Source organism: Mucilaginibacter sp. OAE612 (assembly GCF_041806395.1).
Classification (GTDB): Bacteria; Bacteroidota; Bacteroidia; order Sphingobacteriales; family Sphingobacteriaceae; genus Mucilaginibacter; species Mucilaginibacter rubeus.
Window position 1 is genome coordinate 6,645,359 of sequence record NZ_JBGMUW010000001.1, and the last position, 23,562, is coordinate 6,668,920.

14 protein-coding genes, 2 tRNA genes and 3 rRNA genes are annotated in these 23,562 nt (G+C 45.1%); 12 read left to right on the forward strand and 7 right to left on the reverse strand.

Annotation, left to right across the window (positions count from 1 at the left end; all coding sequences use genetic code 11):
* Nucleotides 1-29 precede the first annotated feature (29 nt).
* The 3 genes from ABID99_RS27955 to ABID99_RS27965 are packed head-to-tail and all read left to right on the forward strand — an operon-like array spanning nucleotide 30 to nucleotide 2,732.
* Nucleotides 30-1,517: an alpha-amylase gene (locus tag ABID99_RS27955; protein WP_373615799.1), complete on the forward strand. Its 1,488-nt coding sequence runs from the start codon at nucleotides 30-32 to the stop codon at nucleotides 1,515-1,517.
* A gap of 57 nt (nucleotides 1,518-1,574) precedes the next feature.
* Nucleotides 1,575-1,874 carry a GNAT family N-acetyltransferase gene (locus ABID99_RS27960; protein ID WP_090534590.1) on the forward strand — a complete coding sequence of 100 codons (300 nt, stop codon included), beginning with the start codon at nucleotides 1,575-1,577 and terminating at the stop codon, nucleotides 1,872-1,874.
* 3 nt (nucleotides 1,875-1,877) lie between these two features.
* Nucleotides 1,878-2,732 (forward strand): NAD(P)-dependent oxidoreductase, encoded by an 855-nt coding sequence (locus tag ABID99_RS27965; protein WP_090534592.1) that lies wholly within the window; start codon nucleotides 1,878-1,880, stop codon nucleotides 2,730-2,732.
* Between the two features lie 68 nt (nucleotides 2,733-2,800).
* Here the strand turns inward: ABID99_RS27965 and ABID99_RS27970 are convergent, their stop codons facing one another.
* Both ABID99_RS27970 and ABID99_RS27975 read right to left on the reverse strand, forming a co-directional pair.
* Nucleotides 2,801-3,568 (reverse strand): SDR family NAD(P)-dependent oxidoreductase, encoded by a 768-nt coding sequence (locus tag ABID99_RS27970; RefSeq protein ID WP_090534594.1) that lies wholly within the window; start codon nucleotides 3,566-3,568, stop codon nucleotides 2,801-2,803.
* Between the two features lie 143 nt (nucleotides 3,569-3,711).
* Nucleotides 3,712-5,427, reverse strand: a complete 1,716-nt coding sequence (locus tag ABID99_RS27975) for an IlvD/Edd family dehydratase (RefSeq protein WP_373615800.1) — start codon at nucleotides 5,425-5,427, stop codon at nucleotides 3,712-3,714.
* 1,032 nt (nucleotides 5,428-6,459) lie between these two features.
* On the opposite strand from ABID99_RS27975, the gene ABID99_RS27980 reads away from it, so the two are divergent.
* The 6 genes from ABID99_RS27980 (at nucleotide 6,460) to ABID99_RS28005 (ending at nucleotide 14,895) form a co-directional block, all read left to right on the forward strand.
* A 16S ribosomal RNA gene (locus ABID99_RS27980) occupies nucleotides 6,460-7,980 on the forward strand.
* Nucleotides 7,981-8,191: 211 nt separating this feature from the next.
* Nucleotides 8,192-8,266, forward strand: a tRNA-Ile gene (locus tag ABID99_RS27985).
* Between the two features lie 99 nt (nucleotides 8,267-8,365).
* A tRNA-Ala gene (locus ABID99_RS27990) sits at nucleotides 8,366-8,442 on the forward strand.
* A 242-nt stretch (nucleotides 8,443-8,684) separates the two neighbouring features.
* Nucleotides 8,685-11,564, forward strand: a 23S ribosomal RNA gene (locus ABID99_RS27995).
* Between the two features lie 225 nt (nucleotides 11,565-11,789).
* Nucleotides 11,790-11,901 (forward strand): 5S ribosomal RNA (gene rrf / locus ABID99_RS28000).
* Together the 16S, 23S and 5S rRNA genes with 2 tRNA genes alongside form the textbook arrangement of a ribosomal RNA operon.
* Before the next feature lie 576 nt (nucleotides 11,902-12,477).
* Nucleotides 12,478-14,895, forward strand: a complete 2,418-nt coding sequence (locus ABID99_RS28005) for a TIM-barrel domain-containing protein (RefSeq protein WP_373615801.1) — start codon at nucleotides 12,478-12,480, stop codon at nucleotides 14,893-14,895.
* A gap of 297 nt (nucleotides 14,896-15,192) precedes the next feature.
* Here ABID99_RS28005 and ABID99_RS28010 read toward each other — a convergent pair whose 3' ends face one another.
* The 4 genes from ABID99_RS28010 to ABID99_RS28025 all read right to left on the reverse strand — a co-directional run bounded on the left by ABID99_RS28010 (nucleotide 15,193) and on the right by ABID99_RS28025 (nucleotide 20,317).
* Nucleotides 15,193-15,963: a TerC family protein gene (locus ABID99_RS28010; protein ID WP_373615802.1), complete on the reverse strand. Its 771-nt coding sequence runs from the start codon at nucleotides 15,961-15,963 to the stop codon at nucleotides 15,193-15,195.
* An 84-nt stretch (nucleotides 15,964-16,047) separates the two neighbouring features.
* Nucleotides 16,048-17,883, reverse strand: a complete 1,836-nt coding sequence (gene glmS, locus ABID99_RS28015; protein ID WP_188834666.1) for a glutamine--fructose-6-phosphate transaminase (isomerizing) — start codon at nucleotides 17,881-17,883, stop codon at nucleotides 16,048-16,050.
* Between the two features lie 190 nt (nucleotides 17,884-18,073).
* A complete protein-coding gene (locus tag ABID99_RS28020; protein WP_373615803.1) occupies nucleotides 18,074-19,477 on the reverse strand; it encodes a DUF4270 family protein in 1,404 nt (467 codons plus the stop codon).
* 15 nt (nucleotides 19,478-19,492) lie between these two features.
* Nucleotides 19,493-20,317 carry a glycogen/starch synthase gene (locus ABID99_RS28025; protein WP_091175730.1) on the reverse strand — a complete coding sequence of 275 codons (825 nt, stop codon included), beginning with the start codon at nucleotides 20,315-20,317 and terminating at the stop codon, nucleotides 19,493-19,495.
* 126 nt (nucleotides 20,318-20,443) lie between these two features.
* Here ABID99_RS28025 and panC point away from each other — a divergent pair, with 126 nt between their 5' ends.
* The 3 genes from panC (at nucleotide 20,444) to ABID99_RS28040 (ending at nucleotide 22,799) form a co-directional block, all read left to right on the forward strand.
* Nucleotides 20,444-21,301, forward strand: a complete 858-nt coding sequence (gene panC, locus ABID99_RS28030) for a pantoate--beta-alanine ligase (protein ID WP_373615804.1) — start codon at nucleotides 20,444-20,446, stop codon at nucleotides 21,299-21,301.
* 150 nt (nucleotides 21,302-21,451) lie between these two features.
* Complete coding sequence (panD, locus tag ABID99_RS28035; protein WP_090534618.1) at nucleotides 21,452-21,802, forward strand: aspartate 1-decarboxylase; 351 nt, start codon at nucleotides 21,452-21,454, stop codon at nucleotides 21,800-21,802.
* Nucleotides 21,803-21,827: 25 nt separating this feature from the next.
* Nucleotides 21,828-22,799, forward strand: a complete 972-nt coding sequence (locus ABID99_RS28040; protein WP_354486947.1) for a TonB family protein — start codon at nucleotides 21,828-21,830, stop codon at nucleotides 22,797-22,799.
* Between the two features lie 2 nt (nucleotides 22,800-22,801).
* Here ABID99_RS28040 and ABID99_RS28045 read toward each other — a convergent pair whose 3' ends face one another.
* Entirely contained in the window at nucleotides 22,802-23,329 is a 528-nt protein-coding gene (locus tag ABID99_RS28045) for a hypothetical protein (protein WP_354486948.1), read from the reverse strand.
* Nucleotides 23,330-23,562: the final 233 nt, after the last annotated feature.

Sequence of the window (23,562 nt, forward strand, 5' to 3'; positions counted from 1 at the left end):
ATTTATAATTAGCTTACTTAATTAAAAGCATGGAAAATTTTACAATGCTGCAGTTTTTTGAATGGTATTACCCCGCCGGAGGCAGATTGTGGAATCAGTTAAAAAATGATGCAGAAAACCTGAAGAAAAAAGGGATCGATTCGGTATGGCTTCCGCCGGCTTATAAAGCGGCAAGCGGAAGGCTCTCGGCCGGGTATGATGTTTACGATATTTATGATCTTGGCGAGTTTGATCAGAAAGGTACAATCGCAACAAAATACGGCACCAAACAAGAATATCTCGATGCGATAGCTGCGGCGCAAAAAGCCCAGTTAAAGGTTTATGTTGATGTGGTGCTTAACCATATGGGCGGTGCCGATGAAATTGAAAAGGTGAATGCCCGCAAGGTTGACCCCGCCAACCGTAACGAGTTTATAAGCGAGGTTTACGAAATAGGCGCATATACCAAATTCACTTTCCCGGGCCGTAAAGGCAAATACTCCAAATTTATATGGGATTGGCAGTGCTTTTCGGGTATTGATTATGATGCCTATAAAAAAGAGACGGCCATATTCAGTATCCAGAACCAATATGGCGAGGGCTGGAAAGATGTGCTTGACGACGAAAACGGCAATTTTGATTACCTTATGCTTTCAGATATCGACACCCGTAACCCAAGCGTACGGGACGAACTGAAAAAGTGGGGCAAATGGTATTTTAAAACCGCAAAATTTAATGGCTTCAGGCTTGATGCCATAAAACATATGGATCATGGCTTTTACAACGAATGGCTTGATTATATGCGCGACGAGTTTAAACATGAGTTTTTTACCGTTGGTGAGTACTGGGCTTTTGATTTGCCTAAACTGTTAGCATATATTGAAGCTACCGAAGGGCGCATGTCGCTTTTTGATACCCTGCTGCATGATAACTTTCATCATGCCTCAAGGGGCGGAAAAGATTATGATCTTACTACCATTTTTGATAATACGCTCTTAAGTGTAAAACCCGAACTGGCAGTTACACTTGTTGAAAATCACGATACTCAACCGCTGCAATCGTTAGAGCAACCGGTAGAGCAATGGTTTAAGCCTTTGGCCTATGCGTTGATCCTGCTGCGTGAGGCCGGTTATCCCTGTGTTTTTTATGCCGATATGTATGGCTCAAAATATACCGACAAAGGTGGTGACGGCGAAGATCATGAAATAGAGCTGCCTGTAGTAACCGAACTGGAAACCATGCTTTATGTAAGGAAAAACATGGCCTACGGAACTCAGCGCGATTATTTTGACCACCCTAACTGCATAGGCTGGACGCGTGAAGGCGATACCGATCACGAAGATTCAGGTTGTGCCGTAGTGATTTCAAACAGTGAGGATGGTTTTAAGGAGATGGAAATTGGGGCCGGGCATGCCGGTAAAGTTTTTGTGGACTATTTAAACAAACATGACGGCGAGGAAGTAGTGATCACCGCTGATGGCTGGGCCGAGTTTAAAGTGAAGGCTGGATCGGTATCGGTTTGGGGAATTAAGAAGTAATTTCTGTTAAACGGGGTGAACATTTTATACATTTGTTCACCCCGTAATATATACGCTATGAAATACGAAGAAATCCCCCTGGTAAATAATGAGGCCATCCACAATTTTGAATTGACTGTTGAAGGCTACCGCGCTTTTATCGACTACAAAAAAAAGGACGATAAAATTTACCTCATCCATACCGAAGTGCCGGTTGAGCTGGAAGGCAAAGGCGTGGCATCGGCCATTGTTGAAAAAACATTCAACTATATCGAACAGAATAACCTGAAACTGGTGCCGCTTTGTGTTTACGTGGCTTCGTACCTGAAACGCCACCCCGAGTGGTCCCGGATATTGGCTATTGCGCCCGGTCATTAACTTATGCGCGTTTTAGTAACAGGATCATCAGGAAGATTGGGCGCGGTTACAGTTAACCATCTTCGGATAAATGGGCACCAGGTTACCGGCATTGATATCATCCCGGCCGAAACTACCAATGAACTGATTGATATATTAAATAAAGATGCTGTTTTAATAGTCACTCAAAATATCGATGCAATTATTCATACGGCAGCAATCCACGGTAAACATTATGAATTGAACTATCCGCGCGAAGCATTCATCGATGTGAATATTTACGGCACACTCAATTTGCTTAATGCCTGTATTGCTAATGGCGTTCAAAAAATGCTGTATACCAGTACTACATCTATTTATGGCGATGCGATGGTGGATGCTAACCAGGCCGTTTGGGTTGATGAAGAACTGCCTATTAAACCACGGGATATTTACGACATCACCAAGCAAACCGCCGAGCAGCTTTGTAAGGATTTTTTTTACCGCGAAGGTTTACAGGCATCGGTGTATAGAGTTGGCCGTTTCCTGCCCGAAACAGATAACCTCAAACTAAATCACCGCCTGTACCGCGGCCTCGATGAACGCGATGGCGCCGAAGGCCTCCGATTAGCTTTGGAACAAACTTTTCCTGAGTTCGAGATCTTTAATATCACCAGTAGTTCACCCTTTAAAAAAGATGAGCTTGTACAATTAAAACAGAACCCTCTCGAAGCAATAAGAAAGCATTATCCTCAGGCTGAAACTGTTTATCTATCAAAAGGCTGGGAGTTCCCAAAAAGTATCGACCGGGTTTATGTGAGCGAAAAGGCTAAACGGTATTTTGGTTACGAACCAAAGTTTACATTTGATTATCTGTTGAATAACCTTATAGCTCGTTAAAACTTCGCAAGTTTTAATCCAAAGAAAGGAAACCACTCACTTATCAACCTAATCAACCATTCACTACACTAATATGGAGAAGTACTAACCGCCGTCCACCCCCCATCAACTACCAAATTTTGACCGGTAATTTGCCTTGCATCTGGCGAAACCAAAAACAACACCGCGTTTGCCACATCTTCAACAGTTGCGGCGCGACCCATAGGGGTAATGCGGGCCCAGGTTTTTTGATATCCGGCATCTTCCATCGTGCGCTCGGTAAGGGTGGCACCGGGGGCCACGGTATTCACGGTAATTTGATGTTGTGATAGTTCAACCACCAGGCTTTTAGCCAGCATTTCAAGCGCGGCTTTCGTCATACCGTAAGCGGCAAGGTCTTGGTGGGCCTGGTGCCCCGTAACGGAGGACATGAACAGGATACTGCCCCCGCTTTTTTGTTTAACAATTTGCCTGGCTGCCCTTTGCGCTAAAAAGAAACTGCCCTGCAAATTAACATTCATTACACTTTGCAGGGATTGGGCAGGGTAATTCAAAAAATCGCCAAACAAAGTGATCCCGGCATTGGCAACGGCAATGGTAAGTTTGCCATAACGCTGTACCGCTTCATCAACCATTTGTTGTATAAAATCAATGTCCGAAGCATCGCCGGCTATCGGGTAACAATTACCGCCGAGCCCGTTAATGGTATCGGATGCCTGAACAGCCAGTTCCTCACTCAAATCATTCAATAATACATACGCACCGGCGAGACTTAGCTGTTTAGCTATTTCAAAACCTATTCCTTGTCCGGCACCGGTTACTATAGCTACCTGTCCGTTAAATTTATCAGTTATCATTTTTAGGTTGATGGTTGGTTAACTAATTGCTTGCTGTCATGGGTAGCATGTCGAAGCATGGTGGGAGGGCCTCTGCGCGCGAGTCTTCGTCAGGCTCAGACTGACCGGCCCTCGCTCAAAGCTTATTTGTTATTTTGTCTCTCTCAATGCGAATCCCTTAAAACCTCACTCCCTGAGCCCCCTCTTAAAAAATCAAGATCAGCTCCCAAATGTGCTTGCTCTACATGCGTTTGGTATAAATAAGTGTATCCCCGTTTGCTGATATTGTTATTTAATGCCAGCTTTGATTTTCTTTCGGCAATTTCTTCATCACTAACCTCAAGGTGCAGTGTACCGGCGGGTACATCAAGTTTAATTATATCGCCATCCTGTACTATAGCCAATGTTCCGCCGATGGCTGCCTCTGGTGATACATGCAGTACTACCGTGCCAAAGCCCGTACCACTCATCCGCCCGTCGGAGATGCGTACCATATCGGTAATGCCCTGGTCGGCCAGTTTTTTCGGGATCAGCATATTGCCAACTTCGGGCATGCCGGGGTAGCCTTTGGGGCCTGCATTTTTCAATACCAGAACGCTGTTTTTATCCACATCCAATGCCGGGTCGTTAATGCGATGATTAAAATCCTCTATATTTTCAAATACAACGGCCTTACCGGTATGCTGCATTAAGCCCGGGCTTGCCGCCGACGGTTTCATCACAGCCCCGTTCTCGCAAAGATTACCTTTAAGTACCGTTATACCCGCTGTTGGGTTAAAAGGATTATCAACCGGCGCTATCAGTTCGCGGTTAAAACATTCGCTGTTTTCATAATTACGTAATATAGGGTGGCCGCTTACGGTTATAGTATCGCTGTTAAGTTGTTCATGAAGCTCTTTCATTAAAGCCGGTAAACCACCAGCATAATAAAAATCCTCCATAAAATATTTACCCGAGGGCTGCAGATTGGCCAGTAAGGGTATTTTGCGGGATGATGTATTGAAATCATCCATACTTAAATCAACCCCTATGCGGCCTGCTATGGCCAGCAGGTGAATAATAAAATTGGTAGAGCCGCCAATAGCCGCATTAACGGTGATGGCATTTTCAAAAGCCTCCCGGGTCAGGATGTCTGAAGGTTTCAGGTCTTCATGCACCATATCGACAATGCGATTGCCCGATAGGTGCGCTAATACTTTACGACGAGAGTCGGCCGCGGGGATAGCCGCATTCTCTGCCAGTGAAAGTCCCAGCGATTCGACCATGCAGGCCATTGTTGATGCCGTTCCCATTACCGCGCAATGCCCCTGGCTGCGGGCCATGCAGGCTTCGGCAGTATAAAGGTCTTCATCGTTCATTTGCCCGGTTTGATGATCGGCGAAAAAGCGCCAGATATCCGATGTGCCGATATCCCGGCCCCGGTATTTACCTGTCAACATGGCCCCGCCCGATACTACTATGGTTGGAATATTTACGCTGCAGGCTCCCATTACCAGTGCCGGCGTGGTTTTATCGCAGCCGCAAAGCAGCACCACGCCATCAAGCGGATTTGCACGGATACTCTCTTCAACATCCATACTTACCAGGTTTCGGTACAGCATGGCAGTAGGTTTAACCAAAGTTTCGCCTAAAGACATCACCGGGAATTCAACGGGATAGCCACCGGCTTCATAAATGCCATTTTTTATAGATTGGGCTAATTCCCGGAAATGGGCATTGCAAGGTGTAAGCTCCGACCATGTATTGCAGATGCCGATCACCGGCTTTCCCTGCAACTGATGTGCCGGGATGCCCTGGTTTTTCATCCAGGCGCGATATATGAAGTCATCCTTGCCCTTTTTACCAAACCATTGCCGGCTCCGTAGCGGTTTTTCCTCCATTATAATATAAGATGTGTTGTGTTTTGAATCGGTTGTTTAACAAATATAGATTTCTATAAATCGTTTTAGGTATTGTAAATGAAAAGTTAGGAAAATAGTGTGCCGGAGGTAGACAAATCACCGTTGGGTGAGTTTCCGGCGGTTGTCTTCCTAAGTATATGGTAGAGGTTTGCAAATGGATAAATTATCTATAGACCGGATGTTGATGCCCCGTGATTTTTGTAAGTATTAATTGTGTGCTTAAAACAGCAAGCTGAATGAGGGCGTTGCCTTCGGCCGGGCTATTCGCTCATACGCCTGCAGGCATTACGCTCGTTGGCCGGTACCCGCTGCTATCCCTAACGCTGGTTTTCGAGGCTTGTATAAACTTTTTTTACCTGATGTATAGTATGTTAAGGAAACATTAAGAAAAATAGGTAGAAATAATTTGGAGAAGGCGTAAAAGTGGCTACCTTTGCAGCCCGCAAACGAGGAAGTGAGTTAGCGGGTTAGTACATTAAAAGGATAGAAAAGTAAAGGAAAAAAAGATTGAAAATCTTTTTGTGGGAATGAAAAAAAATCCACACCTTTGCAGCCCGCAAACGAGGAGAAGAAGAGAGAGAAGCGGGTCTGAAACTTTAAAAATAAAAAATAAAAAAGTTTTGGAAATAAGAAAAGGTTTCCTACCTTTGCAGACCCAAACGGAAGGGTGCTTGAGAGAGCGAAAGAAGTTGAGGCTGAGCGAGTTCAGTCAATAAAAGAAGGGAGAAAGTTAACGATGGTTAATGAGTAAAACAAAAGAGCCGGAAGCGATTTTCGGGGAAACAAACTGACAAGTTAAGCAATGCGAATTGCGACGACATAATAGCTGATTCGGATGATGAAGCGAGCAAGTTCTTTTAAGAAATGGAAATCATGTAGCGTAACGGGAGGCGAAGTCTAACCAAGGTTAAACAAAGCTGAAGAGTTACAAAAAGAAGAGAGACTGTATAAAGATATATAATACAGATTCTATTAATTAATAATAGGGTCAGTGGTTAAACAAAACATTTTACAATGGAGAGTTTGATCCTGGCTCAGGATGAACGCTAGCGGCAGGCCTAATACATGCAAGTCGGACGGGATTTGGGAGCTTGCTCCTAATGAGAGTGGCGCACGGGTGCGTAACACGTATGTAACCTACCTTGATCAGGGGGATAGCCTCTCGAAAGAGAGATTAAGACCGCATAACATTATGATATGGCATCGTATTATAATCAAATATTTATAGGATCAAGATGGGCATGCGCAACATTAGCTAGTTGGTGTGGTAACGGCATACCAAGGCGACGATGTTTAGGGGATCTGAGAGGATGACCCCCCACACTGGTACTGAGACACGGACCAGACTCCTACGGGAGGCAGCAGTAAGGAATATTGGTCAATGGACGGAAGTCTGAACCAGCCATGCCGCGTGCAGGAAGACGGCCCTACGGGTTGTAAACTGCTTTTGCAGGGGAATAAACCCCGGTTCGTGAACCGGGTTGAATGTACCTTGAGAATAAGGATCGGCTAACTCCGTGCCAGCAGCCGCGGTAATACGGAGGATCCAAGCGTTATCCGGATTTATTGGGTTTAAAGGGTGCGTAGGCGGCTTTTTAAGTCAGGGGTGAAAGACGGTAGCTCAACTATCGCAGTGCCCTTGATACTGAAGAGCTTGAATGTACTTGAGGTAGGCGGAATGTGACAAGTAGCGGTGAAATGCATAGATATGTCACAGAACACCAATTGCGAAGGCAGCTTACTAAAGTATGATTGACGCTGAGGCACGAAAGCGTGGGGATCAAACAGGATTAGATACCCTGGTAGTCCACGCCCTAAACGATGAACACTCGATGTTGGCGATATACGGTCAGCGTCTAAGCGAAAGCGTTAAGTGTTCCACCTGGGGAGTACGCCCGCAAGGGTGAAACTCAAAGGAATTGACGGGGGCCCGCACAAGCGGAGGAGCATGTGGTTTAATTCGATGATACGCGAGGAACCTTACCCGGGCTTGAAAGTTAGTGAATGTGACAGAGACGTCACAGTTCTTCGGAACACGAAACTAGGTGCTGCATGGCTGTCGTCAGCTCGTGCCGTGAGGTGTTGGGTTAAGTCCCGCAACGAGCGCAACCCCTATGTTTAGTTGCCAGCATTTAAGGTGGGGACTCTAAACAGACTGCCTATGCAAATAGAGAGGAAGGAGGGGACGACGTCAAGTCATCATGGCCCTTACGTCCGGGGCTACACACGTGCTACAATGGATGGTACAGAGGGCAGCTACCTGGCAACAGGATGCCAATCTCATAAAGCCATTCACAGTTCGGATCGGGGTCTGCAACTCGACCCCGTGAAGTTGGATTCGCTAGTAATCGCGTATCAGCAATGACGCGGTGAATACGTTCCCGGGCCTTGTACACACCGCCCGTCAAGCCATGGAAGCTGGAAGTGCCTGAAGTGCGTAACCGCAAGGAGCGTCCTAGGGTAAAGTCGGTAACTGGGGCTAAGTCGTAACAAGGTAGCCGTACCGGAAGGTGTGGCTGGAATACCTCCTTTCTGGAGCAGTATCTCTGAGTAATTCGGAACTGTTACCTACATGATATTTCTTAAAACACAAAAAAAAGACAAAAGGAAACCCAGAAGATGAAGCCATCTGTGGAATGTGTAAACGAAAGTAAGCACAGGACAAGTGGCAGTAAGCAGTGGCAGCAGCAGTAGGCAGAAAAGTCCTGCAAACTGCAACTGATAACTGCAACTAAAAACAAATAGTCCTGTAGCTCAGCTTGGTTAGAGCACTACACTGATAATGTAGGGGTCAGCAGTTCAAATCTGCTCGGGACTACAACAAGGCAATTAGCGAGTTAAGGAATTAGTGAGTTAGTGAATTGAAAAGCAATCACTAATTCAATAAATCACCAAATCACTAATTAATTTATCCTTCGGGGGATTAGCTCAGCTGGCTAGAGCACCTGCCTTGCACGCAGGGGGTCAACGGTTCGAATCCGTTATTCTCCACCAAGTATTCTACAGTAACTATAATATAGGTTACGCTACAGATGAAAACTAACGTTCTTTGACATATTGGAAGAAGTAATTGAAAACAAGAGAAAACAACAGATAGGAAGTTGTTTGATTGAGAACCAAGATTACAAGAATAAAGAAACAAGAGTAATCTTGCTTCCTGACTCCTGAACTCTTGACTCTGTCGAACGACGGACTAAAATAAAGACATACCTTGCGGCGCAAAAGGCGCAAGAGTAGAAGAAAGTAAGAAAGGGTACACGGGGGATGCCTTGGCTCTCAGAGGCGAAGAAGGACGTGATAAGCTGCGATAAGCTGCGGGGATTAGCAAATATGAATTGATCCGCAGATTTCCGAATGGGGAAACCTAGTTATTTGAAGAATAACTGCATAAATGCGCTAACCTGCCGAACTGAAACATCTAAGTAAGCAGAGGAAGAGAAAACAATAGTGATTTCCAGAGTAGTGGCGAGCGAAATGGAAGAAGCCCAAACCTGTTATGTTACGGCATAGCAGGGGTTGTAGGACCACAACATGAATATTAAATAGAACCGGAAGGGGGTGGGAAACCCTGCCATAGAGCATGAGAGCTGCGTACGGGTAATAGATAATAGGATAGTGGTATCCTGAGTACCGCGAGGTCGGAGACGCCTTGTGGGAATTTGCCGGCACCATCCGGTAAGGCTAAATACTCCTGAGAGACCGATAGTGAACCAGTACCGTGAGGGAAAGGTGAAAAGAACCCCGAACAGGGGAGTGAAATAGAACCTGAAACCGTGTACTTACAAGCGGTCGGAGCCTGGTAACGGGTGACGGCGTGCCTTTTGCATAATGAGCCTACGAGTTACTCTTCCCTGGCAAGGTTAAGTGTTTAAGACACGGATCCGAAGCGAAAGCGAGTCTGAAAAGGGCGTATAGTCAGGGGAGGTAGACGCGAAACCTTGTGATCTACCCATGGGCAGGTTGAAGGTGCCGTAACAGGTACTGGAGGACCGAACCGATAAACGTTGAAAAGTTTCCGGATGACTTGTGGGTAGGGGTGAAAGGCTAATCAAACTGGGAAATAGCTCGTACTCCCCGAAATGTTTTTAGGAACAGCCTGGCGGTTGAGTTATAAAGAGGTAGAGCTACTAATTGGGTGCGGGGGAGTCAAATCCTACCAAATCCAGATAAACTCCGAATGCTTTATAATATACGCTGGAGTGAGGCTATGGGTGCTAAGGTCCATGGCCGAGAGGGAAAGAACCCAGACCATCAGCTAAGGTCCCTAAATTATTGCTAAGTTGAACTAACGAGGTCCGATTGCACAGACAGCTAGGATGTTGGCTTGGAAGCAGCCATTCATTTAAAGAGTGCGTAACAGCTCACTAGTCGAGCGATCGGGCATGGATAATAAACGGGCATCAAGCAGTATACCGAAGCTATGGATTCACAGTAATGTGACTGGTAGGGGAGCATTCTATTTGTCGGAGAAGCAGGAAGGTAACTGACTGTGGAGGGAATAGAAAAGCAAATGTAGGCATAAGTAACGATAAGGCGGGAGAGAAACCCGCCCACCGAAAGACTAAGGTTTCCTGATCAACGCTAATCGGATCAGGGTTAGTCGGGGCCTAAGGTGAAGCCGACAGGCGTAGCCGATGGACAACTGGTTAATATTCCAGTACTTTTTATTACTGCGATGCGGTGACGGAGTAGTGACACTGACGCGAACTGACGGAATAGTTCGTTAAAGGCTGTAGGTATAGAGTTTGTAGTTAAGTACGCAGACTTTGCTGAAAGCTGATAGTACACCGAATCTTCGGACAAGGTGATAGTTCAGGTAATCAGACTTCCAAGAAAACCCGCTAAGCTTCAGGTAATAAAAACCCGTACCGTAAACCGACACAGGTAGTCGAGGAGAGAATCCTAAGGTGCTCGAGTGAATCATGGCTAAGGAACTCGGCAAAATGGCCCTGTAACTTCGGGAGAAGGGGCGCTGGCAGCAATGTCAGCCGCAGTGAAAAGGCCCAGGCGACTGTTTAACAAAAACACATGGCTATGCAAAATCGCAAGATGACGTATATGGCCTGACACCTGCCCGGTGCTGGAAGGTTAAGAGGGGATGTTAGTCGCAAGGCGAAGCATTGAATCGAAGCCCCAGTAAACGGCGGCCGTAACTATAACGGTCCTAAGGTAGCGAAATTCCTTGTCGGGTAAGTTCCGACCTGCACGAATGGTGTAACGATCTGGGCGCTGTCTCAGCCATGAGCTCGGTGAAATTGTGGTATCGGTGAAGACGCCGGTTACCCGCAACGGGACGGAAAGACCCCATGCACCTTCACTATAGCTTAACATTGATATCGGATACAGGATGTGTAGGATAGGTGGGAGACTGTGATCCAGCTTCGCTAGGAGTTGGTTAGTCAACGTTGAAATACCACCCTTTCTGTATTTGGTGTCTAACTCTACAAAGTGGAGAACATTGTTTGGCGGGTAGTTTGACTGGGGTGGTCGCCTCCAAAAAGGTAACGGAGGCTTTCAAAGGTAAGCTCAGTACGCTTGGTAACCGTACGCGGAGTGCAATAGCATAAGCTTGCTTGACAGTGAGACAGACAAGTCGAGCTGGGTCGAAAGACGGATATAGTGATCCGGTGGTTCTGCATGGAAGGGCCATCGCTCAAAGGATAAAAGGTACGCTGGGGATAACAGGCTGATCTCCCCCAAGAGCTCATATCGACGGGGAGGTTTGGCACCTCGATGTCGGCTCGTCACATCCTGGGGCTGGAGAAGGTCCCAAGGGTTGAGCTGTTCGCTCATTAAAGTGGCACGCGAGCTGGGTTCAGAACGTCGCGAGACAGTTCGGTCCCTATCTGTTGTGGGCGTAGGAAGTTTGAGTGGGGCTGACCTTAGTACGAGAGGACCGGGTTGGACTAACCTCTGGTGAATCTGTTATGCCGCCAGGTGTACTGCAGAGTAGCTACGTTGGGAATAGATAAGCGCTGAAAGCATCTAAGTGCGAAACTAGCCACAAGATGAGACTTCCATTGAGGGTCGTAGGAGACTACTACGTTGATAGGTTACAGGTATAAAGGTGGTGACATCATAGCCGAGTAATACTAATTGCCCGAAGCTTTCTTCAGATAGAAAAAAGGGTTGATAGTAATTGGATCATAGTTCATAGTAATATGCAGCGATGAACCATGAACTATCAACCACAAACAAACAACAAAGCTGTTGTTTTCTCTACATTCAATTCCTTCTTTCAATAATATGTCATTTATGAGGCTGAAAGGCCAAAGGATAAAGGCGAAAGGTAAGAAACCTTTAACCTTTTACCTTTAAGCTTCACCTTAATAAAAAGAAATTCAGGTGCCTATATCGGCGGTGTCTACCTCTTCCCATTCCGAACAGAGAAGTCAAGCCCGCCAGAGCCGATGGTACTGCGGTAAAACGTGGGAGAGTAGGTCGGTGCCACCCTTTATCACCTTCAATGGTGCTACATCGCAAAAGCCTTAGTTAATAACTAAGGCTGTTTGCGTTTACAAGCTTTTTCATAATTCTGCCTCAATCCCGCCAATCAACTATTTACGGATCAAGCAGAAAAATTGTGGGGGAATTAAAAAAGTATTTACCCGGTGGCCCGGCGAAGGCATCGTCACCGGTAAAAAAACTGTCCCATTTTATAAGGCTGAACACTTGTTAAATTTCGCGCAATAATGATATTTATAAGCAGATTGTTACGAACGGGCCAAAACCTCCTTTCAGTCGACATGAACAGATTGCTATTGGTAATCAGTAAGTTATAAAACATCATTCCATTAGTAGAACACCCTGTTTTTAACATTGGAACACTGACAATATAGTATCACCACTTTGATTAAAAGGCGTGGTAATTGTATCACCTTTAAGATATACTCAATATTCGGGGCTTATAGTAGCTAACTGATAATTCGACAATAAAAAAATTACTCCAATTAAAAAAAGTAAGTTATATTCACGGTGTCAAATTAAGTGTTAATCTCACACTCAGTATAAACCAAATCAGTGATAATCATGATGTTTAAACAGGTATTTCATAAAGGCGCAAAAGTTAGGCAATCGATTGCGTGGTTCATTTTTCTTTTGGTTGGCTTGTCCGCCATGCCGGCTATGGCAGTTATTAAATCTTTCAAAAAATCGGCTGAGGGCGTTACTTTCACGCTCGACAAAGGTTTGATGAAAGTGCTTATCCGCAGGGACGATATCATCGAAATAAAATATACCATCTTTGATGCTTTTGAGACCAAGCCATCATTGGTTGTGAATAATAAATGGGTTCAGCATTCAGCGTACCAGGTTACTGATGGGAAAACCGAGGTGGTTATTACTACGGCAAAGCTGAAAGTAAAGATCAATAAGGCCACCAATGCCATCACCTATACCGATTTGAAGGGTAACGTGATCACTGCCGAGGACAGCGACAATAAATCCATTACTCCGGCAACCATTGCGGGGATCAGCACTTATAACGTTACTACACAATTTGCATCGCCGAAGGATGAGGCCTTGTTTGGTTTAGGCTGCCATCCCTTAGATTCTATGTCGATCAATTACAAAGGCCGTAACCAGGACCTGGCTATTAAATATCTTACAGGTGCTATCCCGGTGCTGTTATCAACAAAAGGCTATGGCTTAATGTGGGATAACTATTCGGCCAGTAATTTTTATGGTGCCGAAGCGGACAACACTAAATTTAAATATGTATCCGAAAGCGGTAAGCAGGTTGATTATTTCTTTTTTTACGGGCCGGGCTTTGACCATATCATCGATCTTTATCGAACCGCTACCGGCAAAGCGCAGATGTTTGGTAAATGGGCTTATGGCTTGTTTCAATCGCAGGACAGGTACCTGAGCGAGGACGAAATCCTTACCGTAAAGGATAATTACCGCAATAACCATATCCCGGTTGATGTGATTGTGCAGGATTGGTACTACTGGGACCCATTGCCGATAGGCTCACATGTAATGAAACCGGAACGTTACCCGCATCCGCAAAAATTGGTTGATGCTTTACACGCAGCCAATATCCATGCCATGATCTCTATTTGGCCGGTGTTTGGTAAAGGCACCCCTAATTATGATGCGCTGAACAAAATGGGAGGTTTAACCGATATCACCTGGGATAACGTGGTTACCCACACTTTTGATACTTATTATGATGCCCATAACCCTAAAGCCCGTGAGCTTTACTGGGACCAGGCCCGCGACAGCCTCATTAAACGTTACGGCTGGGATGCCTGGTGGATTGATCAATGCGAGCCGGATAATGGGGCGTTGCTTGACGCCCGCCGTCAAAGTAATTTTGCCATTGGCAAAGGCATCGACTATTTTAACACTTATTCATTACAGCATACTAAAGGCGTATACGAAGGCTGGCGCAGGGATATTCCGGGTAAGCGTGCTTTCTTTTTGGTAAGGCAGTCCTTTGCCGGCGAGCAGCGCAACGCGTCTACATTATGGTCGAGCGATATTGAATGTACTTTTCATGATTTTAAAGACCAGGTACCACAAGGTATTAATGCCTGTACCTCTGGCATCCCTTACTGGACGTCAGACATCGGCGGTTATCACTATCACTGGAAACCTGCCGATTGGTCGCAGCCGGATAAGCGCGAGTTATTTACCCGCTGGTTCCAGTTCGGTACGTTTTGCCCTATTTTCCGCATCCACGGTAAAGGTGAGCGCGCTATCTTCAGCAAAAACTGGGATGAAAATACAAGATCGATCCTGCTTAACTTTGATAAACTCCGTTACCGTTTGATGCCATACATTTACTCACTGGCAGGCCGTGTAACTAACGATAACTATACCATTATGCGTTCGCTGGCATTTGATTACCGCGGCGACAGCAAGGTTTACGGCATTCCTGACCAGTATATGTTTGGGCCGGCCTTTATGGTTAACCCGGTAACCGAGCAACTATATACTTCAAGTGATGCAGATAAAAAAGCCAAGGCCCGCCAGGTTTACCTGCCTGCCGCCAGCAAATGGTATAACTTCTGGACAGGCGAACTGCTTGACGGCGGCCAAACCATCAGCGCCGCGGCACCTATCGGGATTTTGCCATTATATGTAAAAGCAGGCTCAATTATACCAATGGGCCCGGATGTTGAATATGCTACCGAAAAACCAAACAGCAATATCGAGCTTCGGATTTACCCCGGCGCTAATGCCTCATTTAAGTTTTATGAGGATGAAAACGATAACTACAATTACGAAAAAGGACAGTCAGCTACGTTTACATTAAGCTGGAACGATAAAACACGTAAACTTAGCATATCCGATACTAAAGGTCATTTTCCGGGCCAGCTGAAAAGCCGCACGTTTAATATTGTGATGGTTAAAGGCGCTCATGGCTCGGATGTAGCTTTAACTGCCAAGGCTGATAAGGTTGTTAAATATGCAGGTAAAGCGATGGTAGTGGCGCTATAGATTTGTCATTGGGTCATTAAGTCATTGATCGAGTTAGCCTCACCCAAACCCTCTCCAAAGGAGAGGACTTTAAAAAATGCCGCTTTTTAAGTCTCCCTTTTTTGGGGAGACTTAAAGGGGCTAACGCGTTATCTATCCATGACATAATAAAAGAAGAGGTGTCATGGGTAGGTTCTCGAAGCATGGTGGGCAGGCCTCTGCGCGCGAGTCTTCGACGGGCTCAGACTGACAGGCCCCTTTTGTCATTTCTCCTTCAGAGGTAACCGGATTTAAATACTCACATTGAGATGTTTTTTATTATCCTTTCTTCACCACTTTCTTTCCCTTATTCGCTTTCATTTTTAAATTCAGCATCTCTACCAAAACAGAGAACGCCATGGCGAAATAGATGTAGCCTTTAGGGATATGCTGTTCGAAAGCTTCGGCCAAAAGCGAAACGCCAATCAGCAGCAGGAATGAAAGGGCCAGCATTTTTACAGTAGGGTGCTTATTTACAAATGAGGCTACCCCGTTTGATGCCCACATCATAATGCCTACGGCTATAACAACGGCTAAGATCATGATCTCCACGTGGCTGGCCATTCCTACGGCGGTGATCACCGAATCGAGCGAGAAGACGATGTCCAGCAGCATGATCTGGATGATTGTGCCCCAGAACGAATGCTTTTTTACTGCGCCTTCGTTTTCTTCTTCACCTTCAATTTTATGGTGGATCTCGGCAGTACTTTTATAGATCAGGAACAGGCCGCCGATGATCAGGATCAGGTCGCGGCCGGAGATAGCCAATTTTTCAACCCATTCCGGGCTGGTAATACTCAAAACCGAACTTAGGTTAAACAAGGGGGCGGTAAGCGTCATTACCCAGCTAATGGACAATAGCAGCAGGATACGGGTGATCATGGCCATGCCCAAGCCAATCCGCCTGCCCTTGCTTTGCTGGGCGGCAGGCAATTTATCAGACAGGATGGAGATAAATATCACGTTGTCGATCCCTAAAACGATCTCCAAAAGCGTAAGTGTGATCAGGGAGATCCAGGACTCGGCCTGGGTAAACATTTCAAAACTCATAGGTAGCAGGTATTTGTTTCTTCCCAAAAATAACAAAACCCCTGCCGTTACTGGCAGGGGCTGGTAAAAATCTGATTTTATCCCTTATTCAACGGTAACCGACTTGGCCAGGTTACGGGGCTGATCAACGTTACAGCCGCGCATTACAGCTATGTGATAAGCCAGTAACTGCAGCGGGATGGTTGCAACTAACGGTACAAACGCCTCATTGGTTTGCGGAATTTCTATCACATAATCGGCCATGCCTTTTACTTCGGTATCGCCTTCGGATACAATAGCAATTACGTGGCCTTTGCGGGCTTTTACTTCCTGTATGTTACTGATCACCTTTTCGTACGATGAATGTTTAGTGGCGATGAATACTACAGGCATTTCGTCGTCAATTAAAGCGATAGGGCCATGTTTCATCTCGGCGGCGGGATAACCTTCGGCATGGATGTAGGAGATCTCCTTGAGCTTTAAAGCGCCTTCCAGGGCTACAGGGAATGAACTGCCCCTGCCCAGGAACAGGCAATTGGTCGAATCTTTAAACCGGGCTGCAATTTGCCGGATATGTTCGTTTGATTTCAGGGCTTCTTGTACCAGGTTAGGGATCTCGTTTAAGCCGGTTAAATATTCAACCATTTTGCTTTGGGTGATTTTACCCCGCTGCTGGGCTATATAAAAAGCTATTAGTGTTAACACGCTTACCTGGGCGGTGAAGGCTTTGGTGGATGCTACGCCAATTTCGGGCCCGGCATGGGTATAAACGCCCGCATGCGTTAAACGCGGAATAGATGCGCCGACCACATTGCAAATGCCGAAAATGGTAGCGCCTTTTTCCTTAGCCAGTTCAATGGCGGCCATGGTATCTGCTGTCTCTCCCGATTGGGAAATGGCTATCACCAGGTCTTTTTCGGTAATGATTGGGTTGCGGTACCTGAACTCGGAGGCATATTCAACTTCTACCGGCACACGCGCATATTCCTCAATCAGGTATTCGCCTACCAAACCTGCATGCCAGGAGGTGCCGCAGGCCACGATAATGATCCTGTCAACATTTTTAAGCTTCTCGGTGTATTCCTTAATGCCGCCCAGCTGAACTTTGCCCTGCTGAGGGTAAATACGGCCGCGCAGGCAGTCGCGGATGGAACGGGGCTGCTCATAGATCTCTTTCATCATGAAATGATCGTAGCCGCCTTTCTCCAGCATTTCCAGTTTTAAGTCCAGTTCCTGGATATAGGGGGTTTGTACCGAATTGTCGATGTTTTTTACCAGCAGGTTTTCACGGTGTACATAGGCAATTTCGTTATCATTCAGGTAGATCACATTTTTAGTGTACTCCACAATAGGTGTAGCGTCTGAAGCTATGAAGTATTCGCCTTTGCCTACGCCAATTACCATCGGGCTGCCTTTACGGGCTGCAATAAGCAGATCGGGCTCATCGGCACTCATGATAACGATGGCATATGCGCCAATTACTTTGTTTAAAGCCACGCGCACGGCGTCTTTCAAATCAAGGCCGGTTGCTTTTTGGATATCCTCAATCAGGTGTATTAAAACCTCGGTATCCGTATCGCTTTTAAAAACATGGCCTTTTGCCACAAGGGTTTCCTTGATCACGCCATAGTTTTCAATAATACCGTTGTGGATAATGGTAAGCCTCCTGTCGCCCGATGAATGAGGGTGCGAGTTACGGTCGCTCGGTTCGCCGTGGGTGGCCCAGCGGGTATGGCCCATTCCAATTGTCCCCTTCAGGTCAATCCCCTTCACAAAATTTTCAAGGTCCTCAACTTTGCCGGCCTTTTTATAAACTTTAAGGTCATGATCAAGCAGGGCAACACCGGCACTGTCATAGCCCCGGTATTCAAGCCTGTGAAGCCCTTTTATAACGATGGGATAAGCATCCCTGAATCCTATATAACCAACAATTCCGCACATAAAATAATCAAGTATAAATGTTAAACGCCGCAAAATAAACAGCTATATAACACATATCTGCAATAATTATTTTGATTTTTTTAGAAAATGAGGAAGTTTTGAAATACTTAAAAAAGTATTTTAAGAAGTGTGTTTGTCTTAAACAAAAAAATCCCCTAAGCGGGGATTCTTTTGTTTATTGAGAGATATCTTACTTGCGCACCTTGGTGTAAATGATGTTCATGCGGATGCTGTAACCCGGGGTTGACTTATCACTCCCTACTATCACCGTACGGGCTGCCGTTTGTGTTGACGGTGCCACGTCAATACCAGTTGTGGTGTTAATAAGTGTAGTATCAACCGGGGCAATGTAGGTACCGTAATCAACTGTTTTTTTACGGATCAGGTCCTGAACAAAAGCCGTAACCAGGAAGTGGTATTCTTTTTTGGTACGGTCATACCTGCCGCCAAATAAACTTGTTTGCGAACGCGGGTCACTTGCCGAAGCATCCTGTATCAGTGCCCGTTGTTTGGCTATATCCAGCTTGTACATGGTAAGCTTAGGTAAAGGCGCATAAGGTACACCTGAACCGGCACGTGGTGTTATCACAATTTCGGCACGGTTTAATACTACCGATGAGTCAACAAGCTTGTCAAGGCCCGGGAAACTAAGCTTAGCCCTTAAGCCTGCAAGCCCCTGGAGGTAAACCGTATTTTGTGATGTTGTCGTATTATTCAGTGCTGCCTGGATAGTAGTACTGTAGGTATGCGTAATTTCGGCAGCACGGTTAAAGAACGGCAGGGTTACCGATGCCGTATCAATGGCGCTGGATGTTGTACTGGTGGAGGCAGTAACAACCTTATAAAAAACATCAATGTGAGATGATGCAAGATTAAGCTGGATAATACCGCCGGCATCGCTGGCCTGTGCCTTGTCTAATGAAAGGTAAAGGCCTTTTACAGTACTTTGAAAAGTTGTTGGCGATGCAAGTACAGCACCACTTGCATTAAAAAGGTTGTTATAGATAAAGGCTTTACTAAGCGGCACACGTAACTGAGGTGCTACGCGCTGAACGGTATCTAATGTGTCGGTACGGATGCGTGCTATGGTGATACTATCATGCGTACGGGCTGTGAAGGTTTTAGAACCAAGCAAAGTGCCCAGGTCGGCATCCCAGTGGTTGTTGCTGTAATAGGTTTTGCTTTCTACTTTTTGTTGAAGCTGATACACGTTTATTTTATAGCGTGAAGCCAGCGAATCGCCATAAAAACCGTCAGAATATCTAAGCACAAGTACAGCCGAGTCAATTGTCAGGGTGCCTGCAGGAACAGTGTAAGCGGCGCCGTTAGGCAGGTTAACACCTAAAGCAACAATGCTTTTTGTTGTGCCGAATACCGGGTCGGTAAAGTTGGCAAGCGGTGTCCGGTTTTGACCCGAGGTAGCCGCGGTATCATCAACAACAGTGTTAATAACGATGTTGGTATCAACTATCAGGTTGCCATTGATCTCGTTTTGATCATTGACGCCCAAACCAATACCATCCTGGCGTTTACAACTGTTCAAAATAAAAAGACTTATTAACAGGGTCAATAAGTCTAATCGGAAAAATTTCATATATAATATTAAGTCTTATGCAACATCCACCAATTCGTCGTTGGTAATTTCGTCGTAAAAATTGTAATAATTTTCGAAATCTGCGGTAGAATCAAATTCTAAAACCGATTTATTGCTGTTTTTAACATTATTTAACACATCTGCATCAATATCAGGGCTGCCCAAAACAATACCGTCTGAGTAGTGGATTGCACCGGCATACAGCGCCGAATTGGTACCGCCTTTGTACGGCTCCACATGCTGCTCGTTCATATTGCTCATGATGGCTTTTGTAGCAAAGTCATTGTGCAATTGCTCTTTAAAATCATTTTCATAAATAGAGTAAATGATTTTTGAGTGCTTAAATGTAGGATCGTCTTTGTAGGTTGTTTTTAGATAAGCAGGCACAAGCGCGCTCATCCAGCCATGGCAATGGATCACATCCGGCGCCCAGCCTAATTTTTTAACAGTTTCTAATGCACCTTTGCAAAAGAAGATCATACGCTCGTCATTGTCGGCGTAAAATTTACCTTCCTTGTCTGCAAACACATGCTTACGCTGAAAATATTCTTCATTATCCAAAAAATACACCTGCATACGCGCCGCCGGGATAGATGCTACTTTGATGATCAGCGGGTTATCATTATCGTCGATAATAATATTCATACCCGACAACCTGATCACTTCATGAAGTCTGTTCCTGCGCTCATTGATATTGCCGAAACGCGGCATAAGGATACGGATTTCGTAACCTTTCTCCTGCATGGCCTGCGGAAGTTGGCGTGTTATTTCAGCAATTTTTGTGAGTTCAAGGAAAGGGGACATTTCATGAGTTATAAACAAAAGCTTAGATTTACCCATCACTAAATCAGTATTTAAAATGTAAAGAAGTCAAAAAATTTGAGTTTGCAAATATAACTATTATTATATAAACTGCCAACGAATTATGCAAGTAACTTTTGGTTATTTTTAATCAATTGTACACCTTTGCCAAATTTTGTAACACCTATTACGTTGAAAATATTCAGCACAAAAAACGAGATAACCGATTATTTTAACCGTAAGCCGGTAAAAGTAATTGGCTTTGTACCAACCATGGGCGCATTGCACAAAGGGCACTTGGGTTTAATTGAACTGGCAAAGCAGCAAAGCACCCAGGTTGTTTGCAGTATTTTTGTAAACCCTACACAGTTTAACGATCCTAAGGACCTTGAAAAATACCCCCGCCCTATAACAGATGATATCCGCCGCCTGGAAGAAGTTAACTGCGATATTTTGTTTAATCCGCAGGTTACCGAGATGTATGCTGATAATGAAAAATGGCATTTTGACATGGGCGATCTGGAATACCTGCTGGAAGGAAAATTCAGGCCCGGGCATTATCAGGGAGTTACTCAGGTAGTAAATAAGCTGTTCAATATTGTGAAGCCAGATATCGCTTTTTTTGGGCAGAAGGATTATCAGCAGTTTATGGTGATTAGTAAAATGGTTGAGGTGCTGGAGATGCCCGTTAAGCTGGTGATGTGCCCGATTGAGCGTGAGCCCGATGGCCTGGCCATGAGCTCAAGGAATATCCACCTGACCCCGTATGACAGGGAACACTCGCTCATTCTCTCCAAAGCACTTAACTGGGTTAAGGAAAACTTCGATATCAACAAAATTGACACCCTGCAGCAGCAGGCAGCCCAAATGATCAGCAACGAACCCGGCGTTGAGCTGGAGTATTTTGAAATAGTCGATGGCAAAACACTGCATCATGCCGCCCCTGCATCCGAAACTATTGTTGCCCTTGTTGCAGCACGCGTAGGTAAAACAAGATTGATTGATAATGTGTTGATTGGGTAGCGTGTGGTTCATAGATCATGGTTCATGGCTTTTAGCAAAATTGCTGGTAGTGGGTTGGTTTAGAATAACCATAAACTATTTACAATCAGCTAACAATTACTATGAACTATCAACTATGAACCATGAACTAAATATTCCTAACTTTGCGCCATGATAATTGAAATATTAAAGTCCAAAATTCACCGGGTTAAGGTAACGCAGGCCGAGTTGAACTATGTGGGCAGTATCACTATTGATGAAGACCTGATTGAGGCTGCAAATATCATCCCCAATGAAAAGGTTCAGATAGTGAACAATAATAACGGCGCACGCTTTGAAACTTACGTCATCAAAGGCGAACGCGGAACAGGCACCGTATGCCTTAACGGCGCTACCGCCCGCCTGGCACAGGTTGGCGACATTGTGATCATTATGTCATACGCCTACATGGAGGTTGAAGAAGCCCGGAATTATGAGCCAATTTTGATATTTCCCGATTCAGATAATAAATTGATTAAGTAAATTAGCGGCGCCTAAGCCGCAATTTATGAAACCGCTTTTTACAATCACCCTTTTTCTTCTTATTGCAACCGGGGCCTATGCCCAGCGCCAAAATGTTTATTTTATAAAAAATAACGGTAAGTATGTTGGTATACGTGATAGTGCCGACTATATCCGTGTGGTGCGTGAGCCAGACTCGGCTTCAACGTTATATAATGTTTTTGAATTTTATCCCAGCGGCTCTCAAAAACTCATCGGAAAATCTGTAAAGATCGATCCGCCGCAATTTGAAGGGCAATGTGTTACCTACTATGCTAATGGCAAAAGGCAATCGGTTATCAGCTATAAAAACGGGGTAAAGGCAGGTGAGGATATGGAATTTTATCCCAATGGCAGGTTATACGCACAGTTTTCGTATCCCGAAGGTAATAAAGACCGTACAGCCGACAGGTCTGGCAATTACCTCATCATAGCCAATAAAGATTCATTGGGAAACGACCAGGTTTCTGAGGGTAATGGCTACTTTAAAGGTTACGATAACAAATTTGGTTATGTTGAAGAAGAAGGCCCTGTAAAAGGCGGTACACGCGATGGACAGTGGAAAGGTGATTTTCAAGACTTCAAAACTACTTTTACCGAAATTTATGATAACGGGGTGTTAATATCAGGCACAGCTACAACTAAAGAGGGAAAAGTTAATACTTACCTGAAATCTCGTGGGTTGCCTCCGCAATTTAAAGGCGGACTTGAGCGGTTCGGCAGGTTTTTATCAAATAATATCAAATATCCCGATGATGCCCTGCGTAAGGGTATTGAAGGTACTGTGGTGCTTTCTTTCGTTGTGGAAAAGGATGGAACATTAACAGATATTAAAGTGAGTAAATCTGTTGCTCCCATTATTGATGATGAAGCTGTGCGGGTGCTCAATAACTCGCCAAAATGGGTTCCGGGAACACAATTTGGCGTTCCGGTTAAAGTTAGATACAGCGTTCCGGTTTCTTTTGCGATAGGCAGGTAAGCTTAATTAGCCGGGTACGATCCAATTCCCAATGATACTTTCAGGCTGGCATCAGTTGCCATAGCTTTACGCAGGCGATAAACCATCCGGATGCGTACGCTTGGCTGCCGCACCAGTTCGTCTAAAAAGTGTGAGTTGTCAATGTCAAGTACTATGCTGTTGCCGGCGTTGGGTTGGATATCTTTACGTATGGCCACCATTACCTCTTCACTGCCATCATTTTTAGCCATGTATACCCTTAATGACGCTATGTTGCCAATGTTATAATCTGATGGGTCGCTCGACTGCAGTTTGGCTGATATGATGCGTACCTCGCTTATCCTGCTGGCATTGTTGCCATCTTTAGTAAAATCCTGGTCAAAGCTGTTACCCGTGCTTATTGCGGTTTCAGGTTCATCAACTTTGGCCGACGCCGGGATAACCATAGTAGCGGTATACGGGAATGTTGATTTAACAACTGATTGCAGCATAGCACAGCTGCCCCAAAATAAAATAGCCGCAAGCAACGGAAAAACAGACTTCTTTATCATAGTCCTTAAATATAACGTATTTGCGCCCTGGCGCAATTACAGGTTCAATTGGAAATTACAGGCCGGGCTGTAAGTAAATATAGTGAGATTTTACGGAAATAGTAAGCCTATTGTTTTAAGAAAATGTGCTCCGAAACTTAAAAAAGGCCCGGTGTTATGGCGACAATATTAAATCTGAAAAAAAACATGAATGGTGTTTGTTAAAACTCTATCTTTGCACCCCGACGCTGAAG

Bases quoted from the DNA above. Each gene is read 5' to 3' on its own strand.
- ABID99_RS27955 (WP_373615799.1), top strand. From the start codon at position 30: ATGGAAAATTTTACAATGCTGCAGTTTTTTGAATGGTATTACCCCGCC.
- glmS (WP_188834666.1), bottom strand. From the start codon at position 17,883: ATGTGCGGAATTGTTGGTTATATAGGATTCAGGGATGCTTATCCCATC.
- ABID99_RS27965 (WP_090534592.1), top strand. From the start codon at position 1,878: ATGCGCGTTTTAGTAACAGGATCATCAGGAAGATTGGGCGCGGTTACA.
- ABID99_RS28045 (WP_354486948.1), bottom strand. From the start codon at position 23,329: ATGATAAAGAAGTCTGTTTTTCCGTTGCTTGCGGCTATTTTATTTTGG.
- panD (WP_090534618.1), top strand. From the start codon at position 21,452: ATGATAATTGAAATATTAAAGTCCAAAATTCACCGGGTTAAGGTAACG.
- ABID99_RS28025 (WP_091175730.1), bottom strand. From the start codon at position 20,317: ATGGGTAAATCTAAGCTTTTGTTTATAACTCATGAAATGTCCCCTTTC.
- ABID99_RS28020 (WP_373615803.1), bottom strand. From the start codon at position 19,477: ATGAAATTTTTCCGATTAGACTTATTGACCCTGTTAATAAGTCTTTTT.
- ABID99_RS28005 (WP_373615801.1), top strand. From the start codon at position 12,478: ATGATGTTTAAACAGGTATTTCATAAAGGCGCAAAAGTTAGGCAATCG.
- ABID99_RS28040 (WP_354486947.1), top strand. From the start codon at position 21,828: ATGAAACCGCTTTTTACAATCACCCTTTTTCTTCTTATTGCAACCGGG.
- ABID99_RS27975 (WP_373615800.1), bottom strand. From the start codon at position 5,427: ATGGAGGAAAAACCGCTACGGAGCCGGCAATGGTTTGGTAAAAAGGGC.
- ABID99_RS27960 (WP_090534590.1), top strand. From the start codon at position 1,575: ATGAAATACGAAGAAATCCCCCTGGTAAATAATGAGGCCATCCACAAT.
- ABID99_RS28010 (WP_373615802.1), bottom strand. From the start codon at position 15,963: ATGAGTTTTGAAATGTTTACCCAGGCCGAGTCCTGGATCTCCCTGATC.
- ABID99_RS27970 (WP_090534594.1), bottom strand. From the start codon at position 3,568: ATGATAACTGATAAATTTAACGGACAGGTAGCTATAGTAACCGGTGCC.